Here is a 23,879-nt window from a genome sequence, read left to right as displayed (position 1 = left end):
AAATTACTGTTATGTTTTAGCAATTGTAGTTATTGGAAGGGATAGAAGTTCACTTTGTCGAATTGTCATACTTAAGACCTACGCAGCATAGATGGAGGATTTACGATGAAAGTAATCCCCTTATCACAAAAACAAGAAGTGAATTTATTTAAAAGTGGGGCAACTTTGGAACATTTTAAGCTTCATTTACAGGCCCATGAGATACAGTTACAAAAAGGCTTCGATCGTTTAAGGTGCCTGGATCATATATATTTTGAACCGAAACCGTGGCAGATAGAAGCAGCATTAAAAGTGTTGAGGGATACGCGCGGAAGCGCGATTCTTGCGGATGAAGTAGGATTAGGCAAAACGATAGAAGCCGGGTTAATAATGAAAGAACTCCTCCATCGCGGAATGATTCGATCCATACTAATTTTAGTACCCGCACCTCTCGTTGAACAATGGAAAAACGAAATGTGGGATAAATTTCAGATATCATTCTATGATGTACGAGATGATGGCTGGGAGAGCCACCAAATTCTTATTTCATCTTTGCCGTTACTGGTTGGTTCAGGACATGGAGGGCAATGCTCGATGAAAAACATTTTGACCTCATTATCGTCGATGAAGCACATTGTTTAAAAAATCATGCAACTGCAACTTATAAATTTGTGTTTGGCATCAAGAGAAAGAATGCCATTTTGATGTCAGCCACCCCAGTCCAAAACGACTTAAACGAGTTATATAGCTTAGTTAACATCTTAAAACCGGGCTACTTCACGACAAGGAAGTCATTCCGAACTGAATATATGCAGGATCGATTTCAACCTAAAAACGTTGCGAAGCTAAAGAAATTGCTGTCACAGGTGATGATTCGAAATCGTCGAACCAATACTTTGGTAGAATTGCCTCGTAGACGCGTGGAGAATATGGATATCGAAATGACATCAGTGGAGCGGCAGTTTTACAACGGTGTTGTTGATTTTACGAAGCACATATTCTCACAATATTTAAGTAGTTCTGTTAAAGTTGGGATGGATAACATGCCTGAATCTCTGCTCCTTATGATGCTTCTATCTTTGTTAAAACAAAACTGCAGCAGCCCACAGTCTGTCATACCAACATTGAAGCATAAGATGATGCCGAAGCTTCAAACTCAAGCGGAAAAGCAATTATGCTCACAGCTGATTGCACTTGGTGAGACAATAAAACTTCCAAGCAAAGCTATAAGGCTGCTAGAACATGTTCGCAAAAACCAAGAACAAGCAATCGTGTTCTCAGAATATTTACCGACGATCGAATTGCTAAGACACTCATTTCAACTACTCGGTATCACTGTCTCGCAATATTATGGTGGACTTACTCCAGTTGAGAAGGAAAGAAGTATCCAAACATTTAAAAGTGGAGAAACTCAAATTTTTCTTTCGACAGAAGCGGGAGGCCAAGGTTTAAATCTACAAGTTTGCCGTCGTATGTATAACTATGACTTATCCTGGAATCCGATGCGTATTGAACAACGAATTGGTCGGATTCATCGTTTTGGGCAAAAGGATGAAGTGTATATATACACGATGCCCACAAGAGGAACGATAGATGAATACCTTTTGTACATATTGACATCAAAAGTAAATTTGTTTGAGATGGTAGTTGGCGAACTAGACACAATTCTTAGCTTTGTCCTTGATTATAAAGAATCTTTAGAAGTTAGAATCGGTAAGTTGATACTTGGATCTAAAGATTCAAATGAGATGGAGCTAAAGCTTAGGGGAATTGGAGAGGAATTATTGAAAGCAAAGGAAGAATTGCACAAGAATTCTAATGCATCGGCCAAAATTTTAGACGAGATCGGGATAGGAATGAGATGAAGGTATTGTCGTCATTAGAACAATTCGTTTGGACAGCTGCAGAATGTTAAACATTTCTGTCATCGAACAAGATAATGGGAGGAGCTATCAGCTCATTATTCCCAATACGCTTCAAAAAGATATACCCTATTTGATGACGGAAATACGTTTTCAAGCAATGGGCAATTCTAATGCTCTTCTAGTGTCAGAAGACTCTTTTCTCGTTAAAAAATTAGCAGAGTTGGTTACAAGAAAGAACAATAGTTTCTCTATGGGATCGGCACGATTCCCGATAAAGCCTAAGCTTCAGCAAATAATGAACAAATTCTCACGTGACTGCAATTTTGAAATGCTTATAAACAGTGAGGATCGAGTGTTGGAGTTACACATGTGGGTCAGAATTACAGTGCAGGGCTTCTTTTTAGAAGAGAAGCTTGAACACTACACTTTGAATATGAACTCCGGAAGAATCGAGAGATGCGAGAGTACTAACGTACCAGATCTTGAACCATTGATGGAATTAAGAGATAAGCGAATAGATTTGGTTCAAAGATCTATTGAGAAACTAACAGAGCACGCTAAATCTAATGCAGGTGATTACGCTCATCAGAAAAAAGCCGAAGTACAACAATTTTTAAATGATGAAATTTCGCGGATCGAGACTTATTTTCGAAAGCTTGAGATTGAAGCGACGTCTGGTTCTTTACGAAACAAGTCCGCGTTAGATGAGCTTGAGCTACTGGCTGCTGAAAAGGGTAACCTGATTGATCAGCTTAATAAAAAATATCAAGTTGATTCCGATCAAGTGAAACTGGAGATCGTCGCTTTACTCGCTTTAGAAAAGCAAGTAGAGAGAATAGAACTACTTGTAAAAAGTCCCTACGGTCAAGCGACTTTGGATGGAGATGGAGACCGGGGATTCAACGTGCTTTGCAGTGTCACTTCCAATCGAGAAGGGGCATTCACGGTAACCTCAGACAATTGGATCGTTCTACAATCTCAAACATTCCTCTGTAAAACTTGTGGGAAGTTGAAACAGAAGGAATTGTCCGAGAGCTGTGTAGTCTGTGAATGCTTTATATGTAAGGAATGCGCTCTAAGTTCTGTAATTAGCAAACAGACCTTATGTAATGACCAATGCAAAATCCTGTACGCACTGCGAGAAAACAGTGAGTACAACAGAATTCGTTGCCTGCGAATCGTGTGGTGCTGAGTATTGTATAGCTTGCAACTCTAAGAGTTGAAGGAATGTGCGAAAAAGCTTTGCCCGGATTGCCACAATGTATCACATTTGTCTAAACATTCGCTATGTACAGATCATACTCATCGTTGCGAGCGTTGCTTAAAGGATGTAAGAGAACAAGAAATGATTAGTTGCTCGAACTGCGAGCAATTTTATTGTCAATTGTGTCATTCTGATGGTAAATGTTATTATTGCGGTCATATGGAAAAGGTGGATGGGATCCCATTAACTGTTAGCCGTATATTGGAACAACAAGCATTGAAGGCAAACAAGCTTGAGGTTTGTATGAAAGGAAATCGTATTTATATATTGGGAAAAGGCTTAATATTTAAAACATTCCTACTTGTCTACAACCAAGTTGATGAGAATATAGTCAAACAAATCAATTTTGGCATGTTTAATAAGAGAAAATGATAGATAGAACAGATGTTTCCTGACAGAGTAGTGACTTTGATATGTGATAATCTTTGCTTAGCGGGAGTACTGAAATAGTCGTTTTTTGAGAAAAAATCGCAAATTCCTATATATAATTAATAAAAACCTATAAATTGTGGTATCCTATTACTTGTATGATTTTAAATACATGTATTAGGGGGGCATTTTATGGGCGTATCTTACAACAAGTTGTTTAAGCTTTTAATTGATAAAGGCATGAAGAAAACGGAGTTAAGGAAGGTGACAGGAATCAGTCCTAACACCTTGACGAAGTTATCAAACAATGAGTTCGTTTCAATGGAAGTTCTCGTAAAAATCTGCCGAGTGTTATCCTGTGATATTGGTGACATCGTTGAGATTACTAAAAGTCTAGAAAACGGAACCGGTAATCTTGCAGCATCGGGCGATGAACTATTATGAAAAATAGAGAATATAGCGCAGGAATGGTCAAGCTGTCCTTTTGGTTTTCAGAATTTCGCAAGGTCGTTAACTTAATCAATGAAGGAAGTACGCTGAACGAAATCAAAACTTTATGTTTAGAGGAAAATATTTTTGCGGCGCCTACACAGGAAAGAGCCATTCAAATATTTAACACTGTGTCCAAGCGTGTGAAAAGTTTAGACCAATCATTTTACCCGCTAGTTGAACAAAGTGATGTTTCCACGCAGAAGATCATTGCGCTCATTGCAGTCATGATGACAGACAGCCTGTTCTTTGATTTTATTTATGAGGTCTATCGAGAGAAGCTGATTATCGGAAGTGATGAATTGGTTGATAGCGATGTCCGAATTTTCTTTAAGGATAAACAACTGCAGAGTGAGAAAGTCGCAAGATGGACGGAATACACGCTCAAGAGATTAGGCACTTGTTACAAGACACTATTAATGGAAGCAGGCTTAACGGATCGTGCTTCCGGAAGCAGAAAGATCCTGAAGCCAATATTGGATAATAGACTGGAACAATGTCTGAAGGACAATGGCATGGAATTAATAATTCATGCCCTGACAGGGGTGAGATAGGAATGACTAGCTTGGAAGAAAGATTAGACATTGCAGAGCGAATGATCCGAATGCCAAGTTTCCGTCAAAACAAAGGTCTTGGTAATGAAGTCGGTTACTATGTATTCGATTACCCAGCGGAGAAAGAACTGATAGTCAGGGAACGAGTCGAGTACATGAAAGCCAAAAATTCAAAGTCAACGGATGGTTTTGAATTGGCGGTTTTTGATCTTTACGATATTGTTATTGATATCCTGGAGCAGGAAGGCTTTATGGAACAGTGCTTTATGTTCGAGAAGAAAAAAGGGCTTGAACGCATCATAAAATCAGTAGGAAACCTTCTCCAGATCAATGATGATGCTAGTCTAATAGTTCAATATATTCAAGAGCGGACTCCTAAGGATGCGGTTGTATTTTTGACTGGAATTGGAAAATGCTACCCACTGCTTCGGTCACATAAAGTATTAAATAACTTGCATCAAGCGATTGACCGTGTGCCGGTGGTCATGTTTTTCCCTGGTAAATATGATGGGCAGGAGCTGATCCTGTTTTCAGAAATCAAAGACGATAACTATTACAGAGCATTCAAGCTCGTTGATTAAGGAGCTAGTACAATGAATATAAAAGAAATGTTTGCAAGAGAGATTGACCGGGATATTAAAGGTGTAATTAAAGTTGGCCAAGGCGATGAAGAGAATATTAAACAGGAACTTGAAGAATATGTTGTGACGAGAGAGCTGCAAAAACACTTTGCAGATTTTTTCTCAAGCTATAAGAAAGGGATTAACGGTCATACTGATAAAATGGGTGTTTGGATTTCCGGCTTCTTTGGAAGTGGTAAATCTCATTTTCTGAAAATCCTTTCTTACCTGCTTGGAAATAAAGAAGTACATGGAAAAAAAGCACTCGACTATTTCATTGAAGATAACAAAATTATTGATCCAATGGTACTGGCAGACATGAAGTTGACCGCAAGTATGCCAACCGATGTCGTCCTATTCAATATCGATTCCAAGAGTGAAATGACCGGAAAGCAGTCCAAAGATGCCATTGTTTCTGTATTTCTGAAAGTATTTAACGAGATGCAAGGTTTTTGTGGCTCGATTCCATTTCTTGCCGATCTGGAAAGACGGCTTGCAGAAGAAGAACGCTACGAACAATTTAAGAACCTGTTTCAAGAGAATTTCGGCAAGCCGTGGGAAACATCCCGGCACAAATTTGATTTTATTCAAGACAGCATAGTAGAAGTGTTGGATGAAATGGGTTTTATGAGCGAGGCATCTGCTCGTAACTGGTGTGAGAAAGCGACGGAACCGTACACGATTAGCATTGAAAATTTTGCCCGCTTGGTGAAAGAATATCTCGTCCGCAAGGGAAATAATCATCACATTGTATTTTTGGTAGATGAGATAGGCCAATACATAGGCGATGACTCTAAGCTGATGCTTAATTTGCAAACGGTAACCGAAGACTTAGGAACTGCTTGTCAGGGCAAGGTCTGGATTGTCGTAACCAGTCAGCAAGATATTGATTCCATTACTAAGACGAAGGGTAACGACTTTTCCAAGATTCAAGGACGATTTGATACCCGCCTCTCCCTTTCGTCAGCTAATGTTGATGAAGTTATTAAGAAGAGGATTCTGGAAAAAAATACAACTGCTGAACAGATGCTAAGATTACTTTATGAGCAGAAAACCACGATTATCAAGAACCTAATTGTATTCAACGATGGTATAGAAAAGAAACTATACGCTGACGAACGCGATTTTGCTGCTGTCTATCCTTTTGTGCCTTATCAGTTTAATTTGCTTGGAAGTGTTCTGACCTCTATAAGAACTCACGGAGCTTCAGGCAAGCATTTGTCTGAGGGCGAGCGTTCCATGATTTCACTGTTTAAAGAGTCGGCGGTAAAACTGATGGATCGCCCTGAGGGTACTTTGATTCCATTTAATATCTTCTACGATGCATTGCATCAATTCCTGGATCACAGTCATAAGGGAGTTATCAGCCGCGCAATCGATAATAGTTATATTAACCCGGATAAGCATGAAGACTGTTTTGCTGTTAACGTCCTTAAAACGCTGTTCATGATTAAGTACGTCAAAGAAATTACAGCTAACATTGAGAATATCACTAGTTTGATGATTGCGGATATTGATACGGATAGAATGGAATTAAAAAAGCAGGTTGAAGAAGCACTGAAAATTTTAACACGTCAAATGCTCATTCAGAAGCATGGCGACATATATGTGTTTCTGACAGATGAAGAACAAGAAATCAACCGTGAAATCGAAAGCCAGAATGTAGAGATGTCCGAAGTTGTCAGCAAGGTTTCGGAGCTTATCTATGAAGATATATTCAGTGATAAAAAATACCGTTATCCAGCGTTTAATGGCCGATACAGTTTTGCTTTCAATCAGTTCGTAGATGATCGACCTTATAAAGCGAACCAGAGCAATGATATTGGGATAAGAGTACTCACTCCTAATGCCGACTACAGTACTGATGAAATAACCATGCGTATGATTTCAGGACAGGGGAAGGAAATCCTTGTTGTGCTGCCGAATGACTCCGCCTTCTTGGATGAAATCAGGAGTGCACTAAAAATAGAGAAGTTTTTACGTCTTAACACGTCTAGTACACTTGTTAAGTTCGATCAGATCAAAGAAGGCAAGCGAGTAGAAATGCGTGAAAGAAATGGAAACGCGAAGTTATTCTTGATTGAATCATTGAAGAATGCTGAGATCTATGTGAATGGTGATAAAGCGCAGATTGGTTCAAAAGATGTAGCGTCTCGAATTAATGATGCTCTTGGACGCCTTGTATCCACTGTGTATCACAAACTTCCGTATATTGATGCTCCCATGGGTGATGCGAATATTAGGGCAATGCTCAAGAGTTCAAACCAGCTTACTCTTACTTTGGAGGGCGGTACCGAACCGAATATCAACGCCTTAAACGATATGCTCAGTTTTATTGCAGGGAATTCCTCCATGCACACAAAGACCTCCATGAAGGGTTTGATGGATCGCTTTATGAAGGCTCCATATGGCTTTGTGGAAGATGATGTGGAATGGCTTGTTGCCAAACTATTCAAGAACGGTGATATTTCTTTCACCGTAAATGGAACAAGTGTAACTTTGCTGAATAAATCGGATGAAGAAATCATCAATTACATTACCAAAAGAGAATTTGTAGAAAAGCTGTTGACTGAGCGGCGTGAGAAGGCAACCGACAACCAGAAAAAGGCTGTTCGTGAAGTCATGAAGGAATTATTCGGCGTCTCCAGCGTCAATGAAGATGATGATGCGATGATGCGAAGCTTCCAGAATTACAGTAGGAATATTTTGAATGAGCTAGAGAAGTTTGAAATCATGTATCAAGGCAAGTCGTTTCCTGGACAGAAGGTTGTAGCTTCAGGTAAAAATATGCTTCGTGCAATTATTCAAATTCAGTTTCCAATGGAATTCTTCAAGAAGCTTCACACAGATCGGGACGATTATTTTGACTTTGCTGATGCTTATGAACCCGTTAAATCTTTCTTTACCGGAGAGCAGAAGACAGTATTTGAAAAAGCTCTGAAACTGATAAATATATACGAAGATAGTAAAACCTTTATCGTCGATGAGAAGGTCGAACAGGTTGTTAATGAAATTAAGGCAATCTTGAAAAAAGAAGCTCCATACGGCGAGATTCCAAAGTTGCCTGAACTATTAGATCGATTTACAGAGCTTTATTCGAAGTTACTGCAGGATATGGAAGCGCCAGTGATCGCGGCAATAGAAGATGCACGGAAACGTGTATTTGATGAGTTAGATACCAAGGGATACAAGGACCTGTTTACCAATCGATTCCATCAACTCTTTCTTGAAATTATGGAAAAGGCGAGAACAAGCAACAATGTGGCGACTTTGCAGAATATCAAGGTGGAAGCAGATGCGCTGAAAGTTCGGCTACTTAATGAACTGGCGAAGAAAGATGAACAGATCGCACTAGATAGAGTAAAAGAACAGGAAGCCAAGACGGACTATGGCAAAAGAAACGACGAGCATATAGAGTCGAAACCTCAGCCAAAGATTAAGAAAAGGAAGAACATCAGCATCAAGAGTGTCAGTCTTTCTGCGTCCTGGCAAATTGAAACCCCGCAGGATGTTGACAAGTATATTGCCACACTACGGGAACGAATTCTGAGAGAATTGGCTGATGATACAATCATCAATATTGAGTTCTAAGAGGAGACACTGCAGATGAATAAAGCAGCTATTAAAAACTTCGCAATATGGGCTAGAAACAAGCTCATTGCAGAGATCACATACAAAGCTGGATTGCTGGGGATTACGGAGAAAGGGATGAAAAATCCCCAGCCGCAATCAACGAATGACGTTCAATTCTTCGATATCGGTACAAAAGAACCTTACTCTATCACTGGTGAGGAAATCGAACAGCGTAGAAATTTGGTTGAAATCATACAGAGAAAAGAAAAAGAGTCAGATTATAAGACTACATATAAAAGCGTAATTGAAGAGGTTGCCTATACTTGGTTTAACCGACTTATTGCTGTGCGATTCATGGAAGTGAATGATTACCTGCCATCCAGAATCAGGGTATTATCTTCAGAGAGCAGTTCCAAGATCGAACCTGACTTGGTGACCTCCCCCTTTGAAGCTGACTTGGAGTTTACTTCTTATGAAAATGAGCGAATTATACAATTGAAAAATGATAACAAGCTAGATGAGCTTTTCCGAATGCTTTTTATCAAACAGTGCAACGCTCTGAATGCCATTCTCCCAGAGTTATTTGAGAAAACAAATGACTGTACTGAATTGCTAATGAACGTATCTTTTACCGATAAGGATGGCGTGGTCTATCGACTGGTTCACGATATTCCAGAAGACGATTTTAATGTGGACAAAGAAGGCCAGGTCGAGATCATTGGTTGGTTGTATCAGTATTATAATACCGAACCTAAGGATGAAACATTTGCTTTACTGAAGCAGAACGTCAAGATCACCAAGGAAAGAATTCCCGCGGCCACTCAGCTATTTACTCCGGAATGGATTGTGCGTTATATGGTTGAAAACAGCCTGGGTCGTCTTTGGATTGAAGGCCATCCAAATAACGAACTGAAAGCCGGATGGAAGTATTATTTAGACGAAGCTGAGCAGGAACCCGAAGTCCAGGAAAAATTAGGTGCGATTCAGAACGAGTACAAAACGACCAAGCCTGAGGATATCAGGGTAATAGACCCCTGCATGGGCAGCGGGCATATTTTGGTCTACGCTTTTGATGTCTTGATGCAGATTTATGAGAGCTATGGTTATAGTCAGCGTGACGCTGCTAGGAGTATTATCGAAAATAATCTCTATGGTTTGGACATAGACAACCGTGCCTATCAACTGGCTTATTTTGGAGTAATGATGAAAGCTAGGCAATACAATCGTCGTATTTTAGATGGGAAAACCAATTGTCATATTTATGCCATTCAGGATAGCAACGAGGTTAATCGATCACATCTTAAGTATTTTGGAAATAATATGAATGATAGCGAGCAGAAGTCTGCTCTTCACCAGATGTTGCAATTGCTAGATAACATGCATGATGCAAAAGAATACGGTTCTATTCTTAATCCGATAGAGCTAGATTGGGATTTACTGTATCACTTCGTTGATAATGTGATGTTTGATGGGCAGTTGACTATAGATGTCATCGGCTTAGAGAATACTCAAGTACAGCTGCGCTTGTTAGTGGAAATTGCAAGTGTAATGTCTCAAAGATATAATGCAGTCATTACAAATCCCCCATATATGAGCATAAGTAATGGAAACGAGAAGCTTAATGATTATGTTAAAAAACACTATTCAGACAGTAAGGCTGATTTATACGCTGTCTTTATCGATCGTTGCAGGGAAATGGCACTATCAAATGCCTTCGTTGCAATGATAACTCAGCATTCGTGGATGTTTTTATCCAGCTTTGAGACCCTTAGAGATAAGTTGTTAAAAGAAGATGTGGTGAGTATGCTACATTTAGGCGCACGTGCATTTGAAGATATTAGTGGAGAAGTCGTACAAACCACAACCTTTGTACTCAGAAGAAACTATGTTGAGAACTTCAGAGGCGTCTACTCTCGATTGATTACATATGGTAGTCAGCTGGAAAAAGAAAATGCGTTCCTTAACAATAGAGTTTTATACATTGCAAAGACAAGTGAGTTCTGTAGAATCCCCGGAAAGCCTATTGCTTATTGGATAAGTGAAACAATGATAAATTGTTTTGGACAGAAGTATACCTCTGATTATGCAAAGTGTTGCAAAGGTCTTGACACCGGAAATAACGATTTGTTTCTTCGTTATTGGTATGAGGTGGATTATACCAAAATAAAATTACAAAATGGGCATGAGAAATGGGTTCCTTATAACAAAGGGGGCTCTTATAGAAAGTGGTATGGGAATAACGATTACGTTGTAAATTGGGAATACGATGGTAATACACTATCAAATTTTAAAGGTTCAAATATTAGAAATCGTCAGTATCACTTTAAGGAAGGAGTAACATGGTCAACTACCACAGGAGGCTCTTTCTCTTGTCGTAGAAGCGAGGCTGGCTTTCTTTTCGATTCCAAAGGTTGTATGGCATTTCCTTATAACATAGAAAATTTGAATTATTTGATGGCTTGTATGAACTCTAAAGTTTATAATGAATTTCTTTCCATAATTACTCCGACATTAGATTTCAACCCTGGTCCTGTTAGTAGAGCACCCATGATTATCTGTGATAGCGACTCCGTAGATAGTATCGTTGACAACTGCGTAAGTATAGCAAAGGAGGACTGGGATGCTTTTGAATGTTCATGGGGATTTGTACGCCATCCTTTGCTGAAATATAATACTGCCTCTTCAATAACCAGTGCGTTTAATGAATGGCAACAATTTTCAACTAAGCAGTTTCAGTCACTGAAAGAAAATGAAGAAGTTCTGAATCGGTTGTTTATCAATGCATTTAAATTGCAAAATGAAATTACTTCAAGCATGGAAGAAAAAGAGATAACAATCCGCAAAGCTGATCTTGCTCGTGACATCCGTTCATTCATCTCCTATGCCATAGGTTGCATGTTTGGCCGCTACAGCCTTGATGTTGAAGGACTGGTCTACGCCGGTGGTAAATGGGATGTTAATAAATACAGCACTTTTATCCCGGACAAAGATAATATCATTCCAATTACTGATGAAGAATACTTTGAGGATGATGTTGTCGGTTTGTTCTGCGCATTCCTGAAAAAATCATTTGGGGTGGATACATTTGAAGAAAATCTGAACTTCATCGCTAAAGCACTTGGTAGCAAAGGTAATACACCTAAAGAAGTCATTCGCAATTACTTCTTGAAAGACTTCTTTAAAGATCACTGCAAGATTTACCAAAAACGTCCGATCTACTGGCTCTTTGACAGCGGTAAGGAAGATGGGTTCAAAGCTTTGATCTATTTGCACCGCTATAACGAGAATACAATCGGCAACTTACGAATTGACTATCTTCACCTGATACAACGTGTCTACGATAGAGAGATTGCCCGCATGCAGGAAACTATTGATAATAGTAGTAATGCACGTGAGGTGGCTGCGGCGAATAAACGGAAAGAAAAGCTGACCAAGCAGCTTAAGGAAACTAAGGAATACGATGAGAAGATCGCTCACTTAGCTCTAGTACGTATCTCTATTGATCTGGACGATGGCGTGAAAGTAAATTATGATAAAATACAGACCGGATCAGACCGCAAGAAGCTGGATATTCTTGCGAAGATTTGACAAACCATGAAAGGGGCTGGTCGGATGGCTGAACTGAATTTGAAACAGATTGCCGACAAGCTGAATGCTGAGTTTTCCGGTGGTACCCGAAAGCTGGTATTCTGGTACGACGAAAAAGCTGAGTTCGCTGATGATATTCATACACTAGAATTGTCTAATGCCAAGGTTTATTATTTGGAGCCAGACAATCAGTTCTATTCAAAATACTTTCTAGAGCGATTGGATCAATCGACCAATTATCTGATTTATGCTCCGTTCCCCAAGCCGGTTGTACGGGATAATCATCTGGCAGATACCATCAAGTATTCCAAAGAATTTTTTGCCGATCGTGTTTCTTTGCTAACGGTTGACCTTGGAATTGATGAGAAGTATAAATCTGTCATTCAGAAGTACATTAAGTTCTTTGGGGCAAAAGATAGGACGCAGCGGTTCTACGATCTAGAGATTGAGAATTTCACTAGAGATACGATCGAAATAGCACTGATGAGCGCACTCTGCAAGACACGAACAGCTTCCTTTGAGGAAGTTGTTCGTGTCGTTTTGACAGATAGCGATTTGGTGGATAATAAGTTTCTTGTAGAATTTGAGAAATACGATCTTCTTCCTGCTTTCTGGAGGCTTTGTGAAGAACAGTTTGGCTATTCTGATGTGAAGCCAACGCTTGAAAAGCTTGTCGTTACCATGTTTGTTACCTATACTGAGCGATATATGGATGCGGAGCTTCCTAAGTCCTGGAAGAGCTTTGTTTCTTATAAATCCGGCAATATTATTGCGTTCTTGGACAATTTGATGAATAGCCTGCTCTACCGTGGCAGATATAACGAGCTTTCTGAGTATGTGGCTGCGGGTTTGAATGCAGCTAACGCGTTGGAAGCGATTGATCCAGAAGATTTGTTGCGATGTGATACGTTTGCGTTTATCGACCGAATGCTTATCAACTGGATCACCGAACGGCTATTGGTTGAGGATACTGGTGCTAAGCTGAACAGCATGACTATTCCGCTGATATGCGAGGAGCGGAGTAAAATGTATTTTGGTGGTACCTACAAGGAACTGTATCAGCTTCTGGAACATGCCTATTACTTAATTCTTGAAGGCAATTATAAATGTCCGGATAATTTATTAGGGATTGTTAATCAATATCGTGAATCTGACTATCTGATTGATACCCACTATCGGTGTTTCTATACCTGTTTAGACAAGCTCAAGGACAATACTGCGTTTGAACAACTGCGTGATCTGATCGAGAACATCTATACAAATGAATACCTTGAAAAGATCATTCCTAAATGGAATGCAGCTATTTTAAACGATGAATTGATGACGGTACTGCCGCTGCAGCGGAATTTCTATTCACGATATATTCTCAACAGCAAGGAGCGTGTAGTCGTCATCATATCCGATGCATTGCGATATGAGACAGGCCGCAGTCTCTGGGCAAGATTACAGGATGATGAAAAATGCACAGCCAAGTTGGAATCCATGCTGAGTGTAATGCCGTCATATACAAGATGTGGTATGGCTGCGCTTTTACCACATAGATCATTAGAGATGACGGAAGATTACCGTATACTGGTTGATGGTACTTCCTGCGATGATTTGAAACAGCGTGAGAGAGTACTACAAAGGTATAATCCTAACAGCCGCTGCATTCAATATGATGACATTAAGACGATGAAACGGGATGCAATCCGCCAGTTATTTGTTGGAATGGATGTTATTTATATTTATCACAATCAAATCGATGCCCGCGGCGATAAGCCCAATACAGAGAACGAAGTTTTTGTCGCATGTGAAGAAGCGATGAATGAAATTCATGATCTTATTAAGCAATTAACAGATCATGTGAGTGCTACGCATTATATTGTCACTGCAGATCACGGGTTTATCTATAAGCGGGACAAGCTGCAGGAGAGCGACAAGATTGTGAGTTGCGCTGAGAAAGGTTCATTTGTTAACCGTCGATTTATAGTCTCTGATAAGGAAATTCAGGGGGATGGTATTGGATCTATGCCCTTAAGTAGAGTACTTGGCAATAATGATACTAAAATAGTATCGTTCCCAATCAGTTCCAATGTTTTCAAGGTAGCAGGCGGCGGTCAGAACTATGTACATGGTGGTTCATCCCCTCAGGAAATGATTGTTCCGGTTCTGGATATTAAGACTGAAAAAGGTCATAAAGAGACTCGCACTGTTGAGATAACGCTGGTTAGTATGGTTCACAAAATCTCAAACCTGATAACTACGCTGGACTTCATACAGAACGAGCCGGTCAGCGATGTCGTGAAGGGAACCAGTTATAAGATATCCTTCATTTCCGATGACAATGAGAAGATCTCAAATGAGAACATTTATATCGCTGATAAAAAAGATGTAGAGCCGCAAAAGCGAATTTTCCGTCTGCGGTTTAACTTTAAAAATAAAAAATACGATAAATCGAAACGATACTATCTCGTGGCATATGACGAAAAAAATGATCTAGAGGTTCTTCGTCATGATGTAATTATGGATATAGCCTTTGCCAATGACTTTGGATTTAACGTGTAGGACGGTGATAGCATGAGCGAAGATGTTCAGCAGGGTACAGAGCACCAATCAGAAATGATTGAAAAATTAAAAACCCATTTCTCAGGTAAAATCGTTAGAAAAGACCTAACGAAGAGAATCAAAGAAGGAGCCAACGTACCTGTCTACGTATTGGAATATTTACTTGGCATGTATTGCTCCTCCATGGATGAAGAAGAGATTGAAGCAGGAGTTGCTAATGTCAAGCAGATTTTGGCTGAAAATTATGTGCGCCCGGATGAAGCGCAGAAAATTATCTCAAAGCTACGTGAGCGCGGCAGTTATACAGTCATTGATAAAATATCGGTCAAATTAAATTATAAGAATGATATCTATGAATCAGAATTTTCCAACCTCGGGATCAAAGGGGTTCCAATCGCGGAAACGTATGTTTCGGACTATGAACGATTGCTCTGCGGAGGAATCTGGTGTATTGTCCAGATGGAATATTTTTACGATGAAGCAGATAAAAACCGATGTCCTTTCATTATCCGCAAGCTGACACCAATTCAGATGCCTAGTTTGGATATAGATGAGGTCAAGGCAGCTAGAGTCAATTTCAGCGATGATGAATGGATCGATCTTCTTCTAAGAAGCACGGGGATGGAGCCTTCTCAATTTAATAAACGGGTCAAATGGCTGCATTTAGCCAGATTGATTCCACTTATCGAAAATAACTACAACTTGTGCGAACTGGGACCAAGAGGAACAGGGAAATCCCATATTTACAAAGAAATTAGCCCCAATAGTATTCTTGTCTCCGGTGGTCAGACTACAGTAGCCAATTTATTCTATAACATGGGCAGCAAAACAGTAGGACTTGTTGGCTTGTGGGATTGTGTAGCTTTTGATGAAGTGGCCGGTATCAAGTTTAAAGATCAAGACGGCGTACAGATCATGAAGGATTATATGGCTTCTGGTTCATTCGCTAGAGGCAAGGAAGAAAAGAATGCCTATGCTTCCATGACATTCGTAGGCAACATTAATCAGAGTGTCGACGTAGTGTTAAAGACATCACATTTATTTGATCCGTTCCCTGATGCTATGGCCAACGACTCTGCATTCCTTGATCGTATGCATTGCTATTTACCCGGCTGGGAAATACCGAAATATCGGCCTGAATATTTTACGAATGATTATGGTTTTATTACCGACTACTTTGCGGAAATTATGCGTGAGCTTCGTAAAATATCCTATGGGGATGCATTTGAGAAATACTTCAAGTTAGGTAACAATCTGAATCAACGGGATGTTATAGCGGTAAGAAGAACGGTATCGGGATTAATCAAATTGATTCATCCTGATGGACAATTTACCAAAGAAAACGTGGAAGAAATATTACGGTTTGCCTTGGAAATGCGCCGAAGAGTAAAAGAACAACTCAAAAAGATTGGCGGCATGGAATTCTACGATGTGAATTTTTCGTATATCGATCAGGAAACCTTCAACGAAGAATTTGTATCTGTTCCGGAGCAGGGCGGTGGCAAGCTGATCCCAGAGGGAATGGGCAAACCAGGACATATTTATACGGTATCACATGGTAAGTCCGGAATGATTGGCGTTTATAAGATTGAGATGCAAATGAGCACTGGAACCGGCAAGTTTGAAAGAACCGGCCTTGGCTCGGACCGTGAAGCGAAAGAAGCTGTCGATACTGCGTATCGTTACTTGAAGGCGAATGGAAAGAATATTAGTGGTTCGATTAGTACGACCACTAAGGACTACCTCATGCATATTCAGGATATGAACGGTATTGGGATGACTAAGAGTTTGACTCTGCCAGCAGTAGTGGCTATCTGTTCAGCAGCATTAAATAAGCCAGCTTTGAATACTGCTGTTATATTGGGAGACTTGAGTATCGGTGGTACAATTATGAAAGTCGAAGAACTCGCAAATACCTTACAGGTTTGCTTGGATAGTGGGGCAAAGAAGGTTCTGATTCCAATAACGTCTGCAGTTGATCTTGGAACGGTACCTTCAGAATTGATTGGGTGCTTCATTATCATTTTCTACCAGAGTGCTGAAGATGCGGTGTTCAAGGCATTGGGAGTGGAGTAAGTCGATAGTTTGTAATTATGATAGTTTAAATTATGCAATTAGCTAAAAAAGCCCATTGTCAAACATGACAAGAGTGATATAAGTAACAGAAATAATAGTACAGTCTTGTGTTGTAAATACTGACCTTTTTGTTATTTGAGAATTGTTCGACATTATAAAGGGGATTTTAAATATGCACTTTATTTTCGTTGTAAATGATATGGATTTAGGTTCATTGAAGTTAAACGGAGAAGACATTATTAAAGAGTTACTTTCTAAAAAGATTTGGGTGTATTCAAAAAATGCTCCAAATATCATGAAAATAAATAAGGGAAGTAAGGTAATTTTATACTTAGCAGGGAAAGGGCGTAGATCATTTGTTTGTTCTTTTGAATTATCCGATGACATCAAAGAAAATGATACGTTGGAACCCATTTTAGATGAATCATATAGTAAGTTATTTACACTGTTTAAGCTCTCCTCTCCGTTAACAAACATTAAAATTTTTAATAATAAAGTAAATATTTCGGATATAAAGGAATCGCTAGATTTTATAGTTGATAAAAAAAACTACGGTTTATATTTTAGACAGTCTACAAAAGTCATTTCGGAAAAAGATTATGACACTATCTTATCTCTTTCATAACAAATTTATTAATATTGGAATATTCTATTGTGCATATCTTCCCTTCTAAAATAGGGTATTCTTCAGAATTAAATAAGAGGACTTGACAGAGAACTGAACTGTGGCCCCAGAGTATGCATAGTAAATAGCAAATAAATCCGGGCTCTAAATTCCAACAATTCTCCAGACGCAAGTAAACTATTAGAGAAAGTCCCGATAATTCCAATTCGATGAATGATTTTCGATTGTAGTCAGACTGTTGAGAACCCCTCAACAGTCAACTTTTTATTAATTACCTTCAGTCAATCACCGCGTTAATTTGGTTGAGTACAGGGGCGAGATGGTTTGTGCTTCGTTCCAATTCCAAAGTTCAAAATAATATGGATCCAATTGCATAGAAGATCTTGTTCCCCAAGATTATTTACATAGAAATTCAAGCCAATATCGATTTCTCTTTCATTCTTGATAAAGTTCACTCTTATTAGTGTGAAAACAACGGGCATTCTCCAAAGACTCTATTTTAATCTTGAAAATTATGCAGATTGATTATTTTTGTGGGATTTGATCAAGTACTTTAGAAATAAATTCAACATCCTTATTGGTGTTTTATATTATTTCAGGCAATGACTATGACTTAACACCCGACCGAAACATCAAGTTGCCAAGTTCGGATTTATAAACATTCTGGGACGACTTCGATCGTCTTTTTCAGTTTCATACTTACAGGACTAAAGGATCATTTTGTCGAAATACCCAGATAGGAAAATAATCCCGCGGGAACATATATTCCATGACATTCAGCCGACCAATCTATATGATTTAATAAAATTAACAATGATAGTGTGGAGGGGTTAGTTATGGCATTTCTAAAATGTTCAGAATGCTCGAATATGCTTAAAGCAGTTCAGATTTCACATAAAATCAGCCATATTGGAGAAAAGCGAATGCTTGAGTATACCCCAACTGGTATAAAATGTTCAGACTGGACTCCAGTGAATGAAAATTACACTGGATTCGTGGAGGGGATCTATTGCCCCAACTGTAGCGCTATCGTTCCATTGGAGAAAGAAGAAATTCCACTTTGCGAGGACTCAAGAATACCTGGCGTAGTTAGCCAAGAATTTTCATCTGACGAAGTGTTGGAAAGGCTGAGAAAGCTGGCCGACGAGGAAACTGCCGAAATCTATGTTCATACGTTGCCGGCGAAAGCTCCCATTTTTGCCGACATCCCCTTATCCACCCCCGACCCGATCAAAGAAGCATTGCTTCGTATGGGGATCAAGCAGCTCTATATCCATCAAGCACAAGCAGCAGACGCAGTTCGATCAGGATCTAATGTGGTTCTGGTTACATCTACGTCATCCGGAAAGACGTTGTCCTACAACTTGCCAATCATAAGCTATCTATATAACCATCCTACTGAAAGGGCGTTGTACATATTTCCGACCAAAGCACTAGCTAATGACCAATTGGATCAGATCAAACGTTTTGGTAAGGGTACAAGTTCAGATCATTCCTCTCTGGATGAGTGGTTTGAGACTCATTTGGACTTGGGAGACCGTACTATTCATATTGGCCGATTAGACGGAGATACAGAGAATGGGCCAAGGCAGCGTATTATGGAGAATGCCCAAATATGGATGACCAATCCGGACATGATTCATTACTCCATTCTTGGTCAGGTGCAGAAGCTGAAATATGCATCGGGTCAGCATATTCGGAACTATCTTCGAAATCTCAAATTTATCGTGCTTGATGAGATGCACATGTACCGCGGCACATTTGGAAGTCATGTCGCTCTTGTGCTTAGGCGTCTTCTTAAGGTTTGTCGAGAGCTTGGAAATATACATCGCATCCAAATAATTACAAGCTCAGCTACGATTGAAAATCCAGAAAGGTTAGCTGAGGATCTTACAGGACTTGAGGGTTTTGTCCTCATCAATACCGATGGCTCAGCTCATCAGAAGAAAGATATTGTACTCTGGAATCCTGGTATGTCTACTGGCGAACAAGTGCGCCGCGCACCCTCTACCGATGCAATTACGATGGCAAAACAAATTATGACCGTTGACCAGAAGGTGATTAAGAGCATTATTTTCCAACCTTCTCGTAGTCAAACGATGGTGTTCACTCGATATATTAAGGACGTACTGCGTCAACCACTTCGCTTATCTAAGGATAAAGTAGAGGGAGAGAAGCTAGTGGCCTTCTATACGGGGATTTTGCCCAACGAGACCCGCAAAAGAATTATTGATCGACTGAAATCCCATGAAATACATGTCATTATTACGACGAATGCTCTGGAAGTTGGAATCGATATTGGTGATTTGAGTTTAGCCGTTCTGGTAGGGTATCCAGGGTCTAAGGCGGCTTTTTCCCAGCAGATCGGACGTGTCGGACGAAAAGGTGAGGGGGTTGCCATTCTAATCTGGCAGGATGATCCACTACAACAATATTACATGCGGAATCCTCTTGAATTTATTCATAAGGCGCCAGAAGTCGTAAGAATCAATCCTACCAATTACAAATTGCTTTCTCTTCATCTTCCTTTGCTGAAAGAAGAGATAGGCCGGGAAATAACAGCAGCGGACTTACAAAACATGTTCCCTTCCATACATGAAGATTATATTCGTTCGATACTTCAAGTTGCCTCGGCATCAGCAGCAGATGAGCAAGCTGTACCAGATAAAAAGTTTAGCCTTCGCTCGATATCCGGGCAAAATTACAGTGTAACCATTCGAGGGCAAGATCAAATAGTAGTAGACGGTTTGGACGAATGGAGTGCATTTCGAGATTTTCATGAAGGAGCTATCTATTGGACTCCTGGGGATCGCGCCTACAGGGTTGATTCAATTAATCGCAGGAAGGGAGAAATCATACTTCTACCCATTCAGGAGTTAACCTATCATACCCAATCTACTTATCGGGATGCCATTGATATTTTGCACATGTATCGAAAGCAGGACATGGATGGAATCAACATAGCATACGGTGAACTAGAAATTAAACGCAGTGTGTTCGGCTACAAGAAAGTTTATTTCGGACAAAAGCATGATTCGGAGCAGGTTCAACTGGAGCATCCCTATGTAGCTAAATTTGCTCCGGAAGGGATGTGGCTAACCTTATCGGACTCACAATGGGCACACTTAAAGAACAACGTCCAGGAATGGGCAGACGAGAACAGACCAGTAGATGCATTGGCTGAGGCATCCTTATTTGCTGCTGGACACGCGATGACCTCGGTTATTCCAGATATGATCATTTGTGATACAAATGATTTTACTGGCTTCTTTGCAAGCGGAATGGCCGCATTCGCTAGTCGACCTGTTATCGGCTTTTATGGAGAGAACGGTTCTGGTCTTGGAACTATAGAAGCCATTTACGAGAAGATCCCAAAAGTCATGCGAAAAGCGCTAGAGCTTATTCAAAGCTGTCCATGTGCTGAAGGGTGTCCTAGTTGCGTACAACTCCCTGGTAAAGGAAATATTGATTTATTCAAACCGGGGGCTAAAATACTGCTGAAGACGTTGATTGAAGGGATCGATTAAGACATGCCTATAATCTGTTCAACATGTGGGGGCCAAAAGCCTTACGGAGACTTCGTTCAAATCAGCTATAAGGCAGATCCTCTTGGTTATTATCGAGAGATTTATCAACGTGCTAATGGTGTTCGAACCTCTGAGTGGCGTCCTTTTGAAGCTAACTTAGAGTTCAATAATCGTGAATCAGGTGTATATTGTTTTAATGACGGAAGTTCAATCTTGGATGGCATGCTGACTCCAGAAGAGGCGGAAATGCTTGTAGATAGAAGACTTCCTTTGCAGCATGCTTTTGATAGTGAAAATCTTGTCCGAGACCTATTGGAGCTGGGAAAACGTATTCGAAGCGATGTACACTTACATGAGATTAGCGCCGAGCAGGGAGCTTTTGCAGAGCAAATCACAATGCCCAGGTGGATGCAGAGTAAGCTAAAAGTTATGGGTATAGAGAAATTATATGAGCATCAAGGAGAGGCTATCCAAAATATCCGCCAAGGACGCAATGTTGTCATTTGTACGAAAACGGCGTCAGGGAAATCGCTTGCCTACAATATTCCCATCATGGAGCAGTTAGTTGCCGATTCGGATGCATGTGCGCTTTATTTGGCACCGTTCAAAGCATTGGTTGAAGACCAGTATGCACATCTGCAAAAATGGGCCGATCCTGCAGATGAACAAGCGAATAACTTCTCAGTTAATGGCTTCTCTCGGTTCACTGTAAACGGACGACAGATATCTGCAGGCATTCTCCATGGGCAGCGTAACGTTCCGGAACTCATGAGAAAAGACCAAGCATCCAGTTTAGTGTTCTCTGAAGGACGTTATTGGTTGACAAATGTGCATTATCTACACTTGATTCTTCAAGGTGCAAGTTCACAAACGGGAAAAGGGCCTCAATTGCTGCGCTTTCTTAAAAATATTCGCTATGTCGTCATTGATGAGCTGCATCAATACTCAGGGTTGTTAGGTTCAAAAGTATCGATGATTCTTCGTAGATTGAGAATGCTTTGTGAACGTCTGGGTAACAAAGAAGTTCAGTTCATTGCCTGCTCCGCTACAATCGCCAATCCGAAGTACTTGGTCGAGGAATTAACGGGAAAGCGAGGAATCAAAGGGTTTCATGAAGTATCCAATGCACAAACACCCATGAAGAAGAAAGATATTTTAATGTGGAATCCAGGTCTCTCCGATGATGAACGGAAGAAAAGAGCAACGGTATCTGATTTATATGAGATTCTACGCACAGTATACAGAGGTGGGCGCTGGCCAAGAATCATAATTTTCTCAAGCAGTCGTGGGCAAGCCCAGCTTCTTAGTCGCGAAGTAAATATGATCGTGCGAACATATCTGCATGAATGTGAAGAACTCGTAACAGATGAGCGACAAGAGTTATTTCTGCCATACCATGCTTACCTCACTCAGGAAGTCAAAGAGAAAACAATTCAAAAGCTCGAGCAAGGTGAGATTTTGGGAGTAGTTACTACTAGTGCTCTTGAGGTTGGCATTGATGTAAAATGCCTTGACGTATGTATTTTACTTGGATACCCTGGTTCGCAGGCCTCTTTTTGGCAACAGGCTGGTCGAGTAGGCCGCAGTAGAGACGGTGTGGTCATCATGATGGTTCAGGAAGAACCGTTACAACAATACTTTGCTCGTCATCCTAAAGAGTTCTTTGAACTACAACCTGAATCAGCGGCTATTAATACCATGAATCCAAAGCTTATCAAGGAGCATCTCGTCTATGCAGCACACGAGCAGGGCGGAATTGTTATAAATGCTATGAATTACGTCCGCTCATCAGCTCTTCGCAAGGTGGTTATAGAGGATAACGATCAGTGGCAAAATGTCGATGGAAAGCTAATTTATCACGGGGAATCGCCGAGGTATCAACCCTTATTTACAATGGGCGATACCTATATGGTTGTGACCAAAAATGGTTGGAACGAAGATATCTTGTTTCAGGGTGTAGATGGGCGCTCCTTGATTCGGGATTATCATGTTGACGCTGTATTTCTTGGGTCTGATAATCGTACCTTTTATAAAGTAAAGTGGGTCAATAACAAACAGCGGAAGGTCGTTGTCGAACCGGTGAGAGCAGATTATCATACTAGGGGAATTGTACGAGACAGCATCGAGATTCATGACATTACCAATTCATTAGTGACGAGTGATGATGAAACTAAGGCCAACATCGGAAATATCATCGTGAAGCGCAGCACTTTTGGATATAAAAAAGTGTACAATCACGGCTCGATGCCCCCCGAAACGGTTCAATTAACGAATACATATCCAGTTAGTTTTCAAACTGAAGCTTTCTGGGTGATGTGGGATCAAGAAGGGAAGAATGCAACCCGAGGACTTCTTAAGGAGCTACAGGAACATGAACTTGTTACCTTTGAGGATCTGTTTGAAGGAAGCTTGCATGCGGTTGAGCATGCTCTAGCATCCGCGATTCCAGCCATTGTAAGGTGCAGTATGGCTGATTTTCAACACACCTCTTTTTATTCTGGCTCAGCCTTGTTTGGAATGCCCGGAATGTTCTTCTACGATAGCCAAGCAGGAGGCGGTTCGGGAATAGTCGAGGTAGTTGCGGAAAAATTCGGGGTTCTCTTGGAAAAAGCCCAACAGATCATTAGCAGCTGTGGTTGTTCGGACGGCTGCCCATCGTGCATTCAGCTGTTTCATTGTGAGAAGCAGAATGAGCCGCTGCATAAGGCCGGGGGATTAGTTCTATTGGATTATTTGAAGGTTAAATTCAACGTAAAGTCAAAGGAGTCTTGAAATGATCAACTTGTCTCAATACCAGCAAATA

Annotated in this window: 13 protein-coding genes; all 13 read left to right on the top strand. The window is 40.3% G+C overall.

Translation table 11 applies throughout. From position 1 onward, the window contains the following. Nucleotides 1-105 precede the first annotated feature (105 nt). A complete protein-coding gene (locus tag FE783_RS24370; RefSeq protein ID WP_138881997.1) occupies nt 106-621 on the top strand; it encodes an SNF2-related protein in 516 nt (171 codons plus the stop codon). Beyond that, nucleotides 567-1,844 (top strand): DEAD/DEAH box helicase, encoded by a 1,278-nt coding sequence (locus FE783_RS24365; RefSeq protein ID WP_138881996.1) that lies wholly within the window; start codon nt 567-569, stop codon nt 1,842-1,844. Before FE783_RS24370 ends, FE783_RS24365 begins: the two co-directional genes overlap by 55 nt. 43 nt (nt 1,845-1,887) lie before the next feature. After that, entirely contained in the window at nt 1,888-3,036 is a 1,149-nt protein-coding gene (locus tag FE783_RS24360; protein ID WP_138881995.1) for a hypothetical protein, read from the top strand. Nucleotides 3,037-3,669: 633 nt separating this feature from the next. Further along, entirely contained in the window at nt 3,670-3,921 is a 252-nt protein-coding gene (locus FE783_RS24355; RefSeq protein ID WP_138881994.1) for a helix-turn-helix domain-containing protein, read from the top strand. Further along, on the top strand, nt 3,918-4,520 hold the full coding sequence (locus FE783_RS24350) for a DUF1819 family protein (RefSeq protein WP_138881993.1): 603 nt from the start codon (nt 3,918-3,920) through the stop codon (nt 4,518-4,520). Before FE783_RS24355 ends, FE783_RS24350 begins: the two co-directional genes overlap by 4 nt. A gap of 2 nt (nt 4,521-4,522) precedes the next feature. After that, a complete protein-coding gene (locus FE783_RS24345; RefSeq protein WP_138881992.1) occupies nt 4,523-5,101 on the top strand; it encodes a DUF1788 domain-containing protein in 579 nt (192 codons plus the stop codon). 12 nt (nt 5,102-5,113) lie between these two features. Continuing rightward, entirely contained in the window at nt 5,114-8,731 is a 3,618-nt protein-coding gene (brxC, locus tag FE783_RS24340; RefSeq protein ID WP_138881991.1) for a BREX system P-loop protein BrxC, read from the top strand. 15 nt (nt 8,732-8,746) lie between these two features. Next, complete coding sequence (gene pglX / locus FE783_RS24335) at nt 8,747-12,301, top strand: BREX-1 system adenine-specific DNA-methyltransferase PglX (protein WP_138881990.1); 3,555 nt, start codon at nt 8,747-8,749, stop codon at nt 12,299-12,301. Between the two features lie 24 nt (nt 12,302-12,325). Beyond that, on the top strand, nt 12,326-14,848 hold the full coding sequence (gene pglZ, locus FE783_RS24330; RefSeq protein ID WP_138881989.1) for a BREX-1 system phosphatase PglZ type A: 2,523 nt from the start codon (nt 12,326-12,328) through the stop codon (nt 14,846-14,848). A gap of 12 nt (nt 14,849-14,860) precedes the next feature. Then, complete coding sequence (gene brxL, locus FE783_RS24325; protein ID WP_138881988.1) at nt 14,861-16,924, top strand: protease Lon-related BREX system protein BrxL; 2,064 nt, start codon at nt 14,861-14,863, stop codon at nt 16,922-16,924. 172 nt (nt 16,925-17,096) lie between these two features. Beyond that, a complete protein-coding gene (locus FE783_RS24320; protein ID WP_138881987.1) occupies nt 17,097-17,549 on the top strand; it encodes an EVE domain-containing protein in 453 nt (150 codons plus the stop codon). Nucleotides 17,550-18,385: 836 nt separating this feature from the next. Continuing rightward, nucleotides 18,386-21,076, top strand: a complete 2,691-nt coding sequence (locus FE783_RS24315; protein ID WP_138881986.1) for a DEAD/DEAH box helicase — start codon at nt 18,386-18,388, stop codon at nt 21,074-21,076. 222 nt (nt 21,077-21,298) lie between these two features. Continuing rightward, nucleotides 21,299-23,848, top strand: coding sequence for a DEAD/DEAH box helicase (locus tag FE783_RS24310; protein WP_238403241.1), 2,550 nt, complete (start codon nt 21,299-21,301; stop codon nt 23,846-23,848). Nucleotides 23,849-23,879 lie beyond the last annotated feature (31 nt).

The organism is Paenibacillus mesophilus (assembly GCF_005938385.1).
GTDB lineage: Bacteria > Bacillota > Bacilli > Paenibacillales > NBRC-103111 > Paenibacillus_AB > Paenibacillus_AB mesophilus.
Note: the sequence above shows the minus strand (reverse complement) of the source record. Positions and strands in the feature narration are given on the sequence as shown.

Excerpts from the sequence above, each read along its gene's own strand:
- FE783_RS24365 (WP_138881996.1), top strand. The coding sequence starts at position 567 with ATGCTCGATGAAAAACATTTTGACCTCATTATCGTCGATGAAGCACAT.
- brxL (WP_138881988.1), top strand. The coding sequence starts at position 14,861 with ATGAGCGAAGATGTTCAGCAGGGTACAGAGCACCAATCAGAAATGATT.
- FE783_RS24370 (WP_138881997.1), top strand. The coding sequence starts at position 106 with ATGAAAGTAATCCCCTTATCACAAAAACAAGAAGTGAATTTATTTAAA.
- pglZ (WP_138881989.1), top strand. The coding sequence starts at position 12,326 with ATGGCTGAACTGAATTTGAAACAGATTGCCGACAAGCTGAATGCTGAG.
- FE783_RS24320 (WP_138881987.1), top strand. The coding sequence starts at position 17,097 with ATGCACTTTATTTTCGTTGTAAATGATATGGATTTAGGTTCATTGAAG.
- FE783_RS24360 (WP_138881995.1), top strand. The coding sequence starts at position 1,888 with ATGTTAAACATTTCTGTCATCGAACAAGATAATGGGAGGAGCTATCAG.
- FE783_RS24350 (WP_138881993.1), top strand. The coding sequence starts at position 3,918 with ATGAAAAATAGAGAATATAGCGCAGGAATGGTCAAGCTGTCCTTTTGG.
- FE783_RS24345 (WP_138881992.1), top strand. The coding sequence starts at position 4,523 with ATGACTAGCTTGGAAGAAAGATTAGACATTGCAGAGCGAATGATCCGA.
- brxC (WP_138881991.1), top strand. The coding sequence starts at position 5,114 with ATGAATATAAAAGAAATGTTTGCAAGAGAGATTGACCGGGATATTAAA.
- FE783_RS24310 (WP_238403241.1), top strand. The coding sequence starts at position 21,299 with ATGCTGACTCCAGAAGAGGCGGAAATGCTTGTAGATAGAAGACTTCCT.
- pglX (WP_138881990.1), top strand. The coding sequence starts at position 8,747 with ATGAATAAAGCAGCTATTAAAAACTTCGCAATATGGGCTAGAAACAAG.
- FE783_RS24355 (WP_138881994.1), top strand. The coding sequence starts at position 3,670 with ATGGGCGTATCTTACAACAAGTTGTTTAAGCTTTTAATTGATAAAGGC.
- FE783_RS24315 (WP_138881986.1), top strand. The coding sequence starts at position 18,386 with ATGGCATTTCTAAAATGTTCAGAATGCTCGAATATGCTTAAAGCAGTT.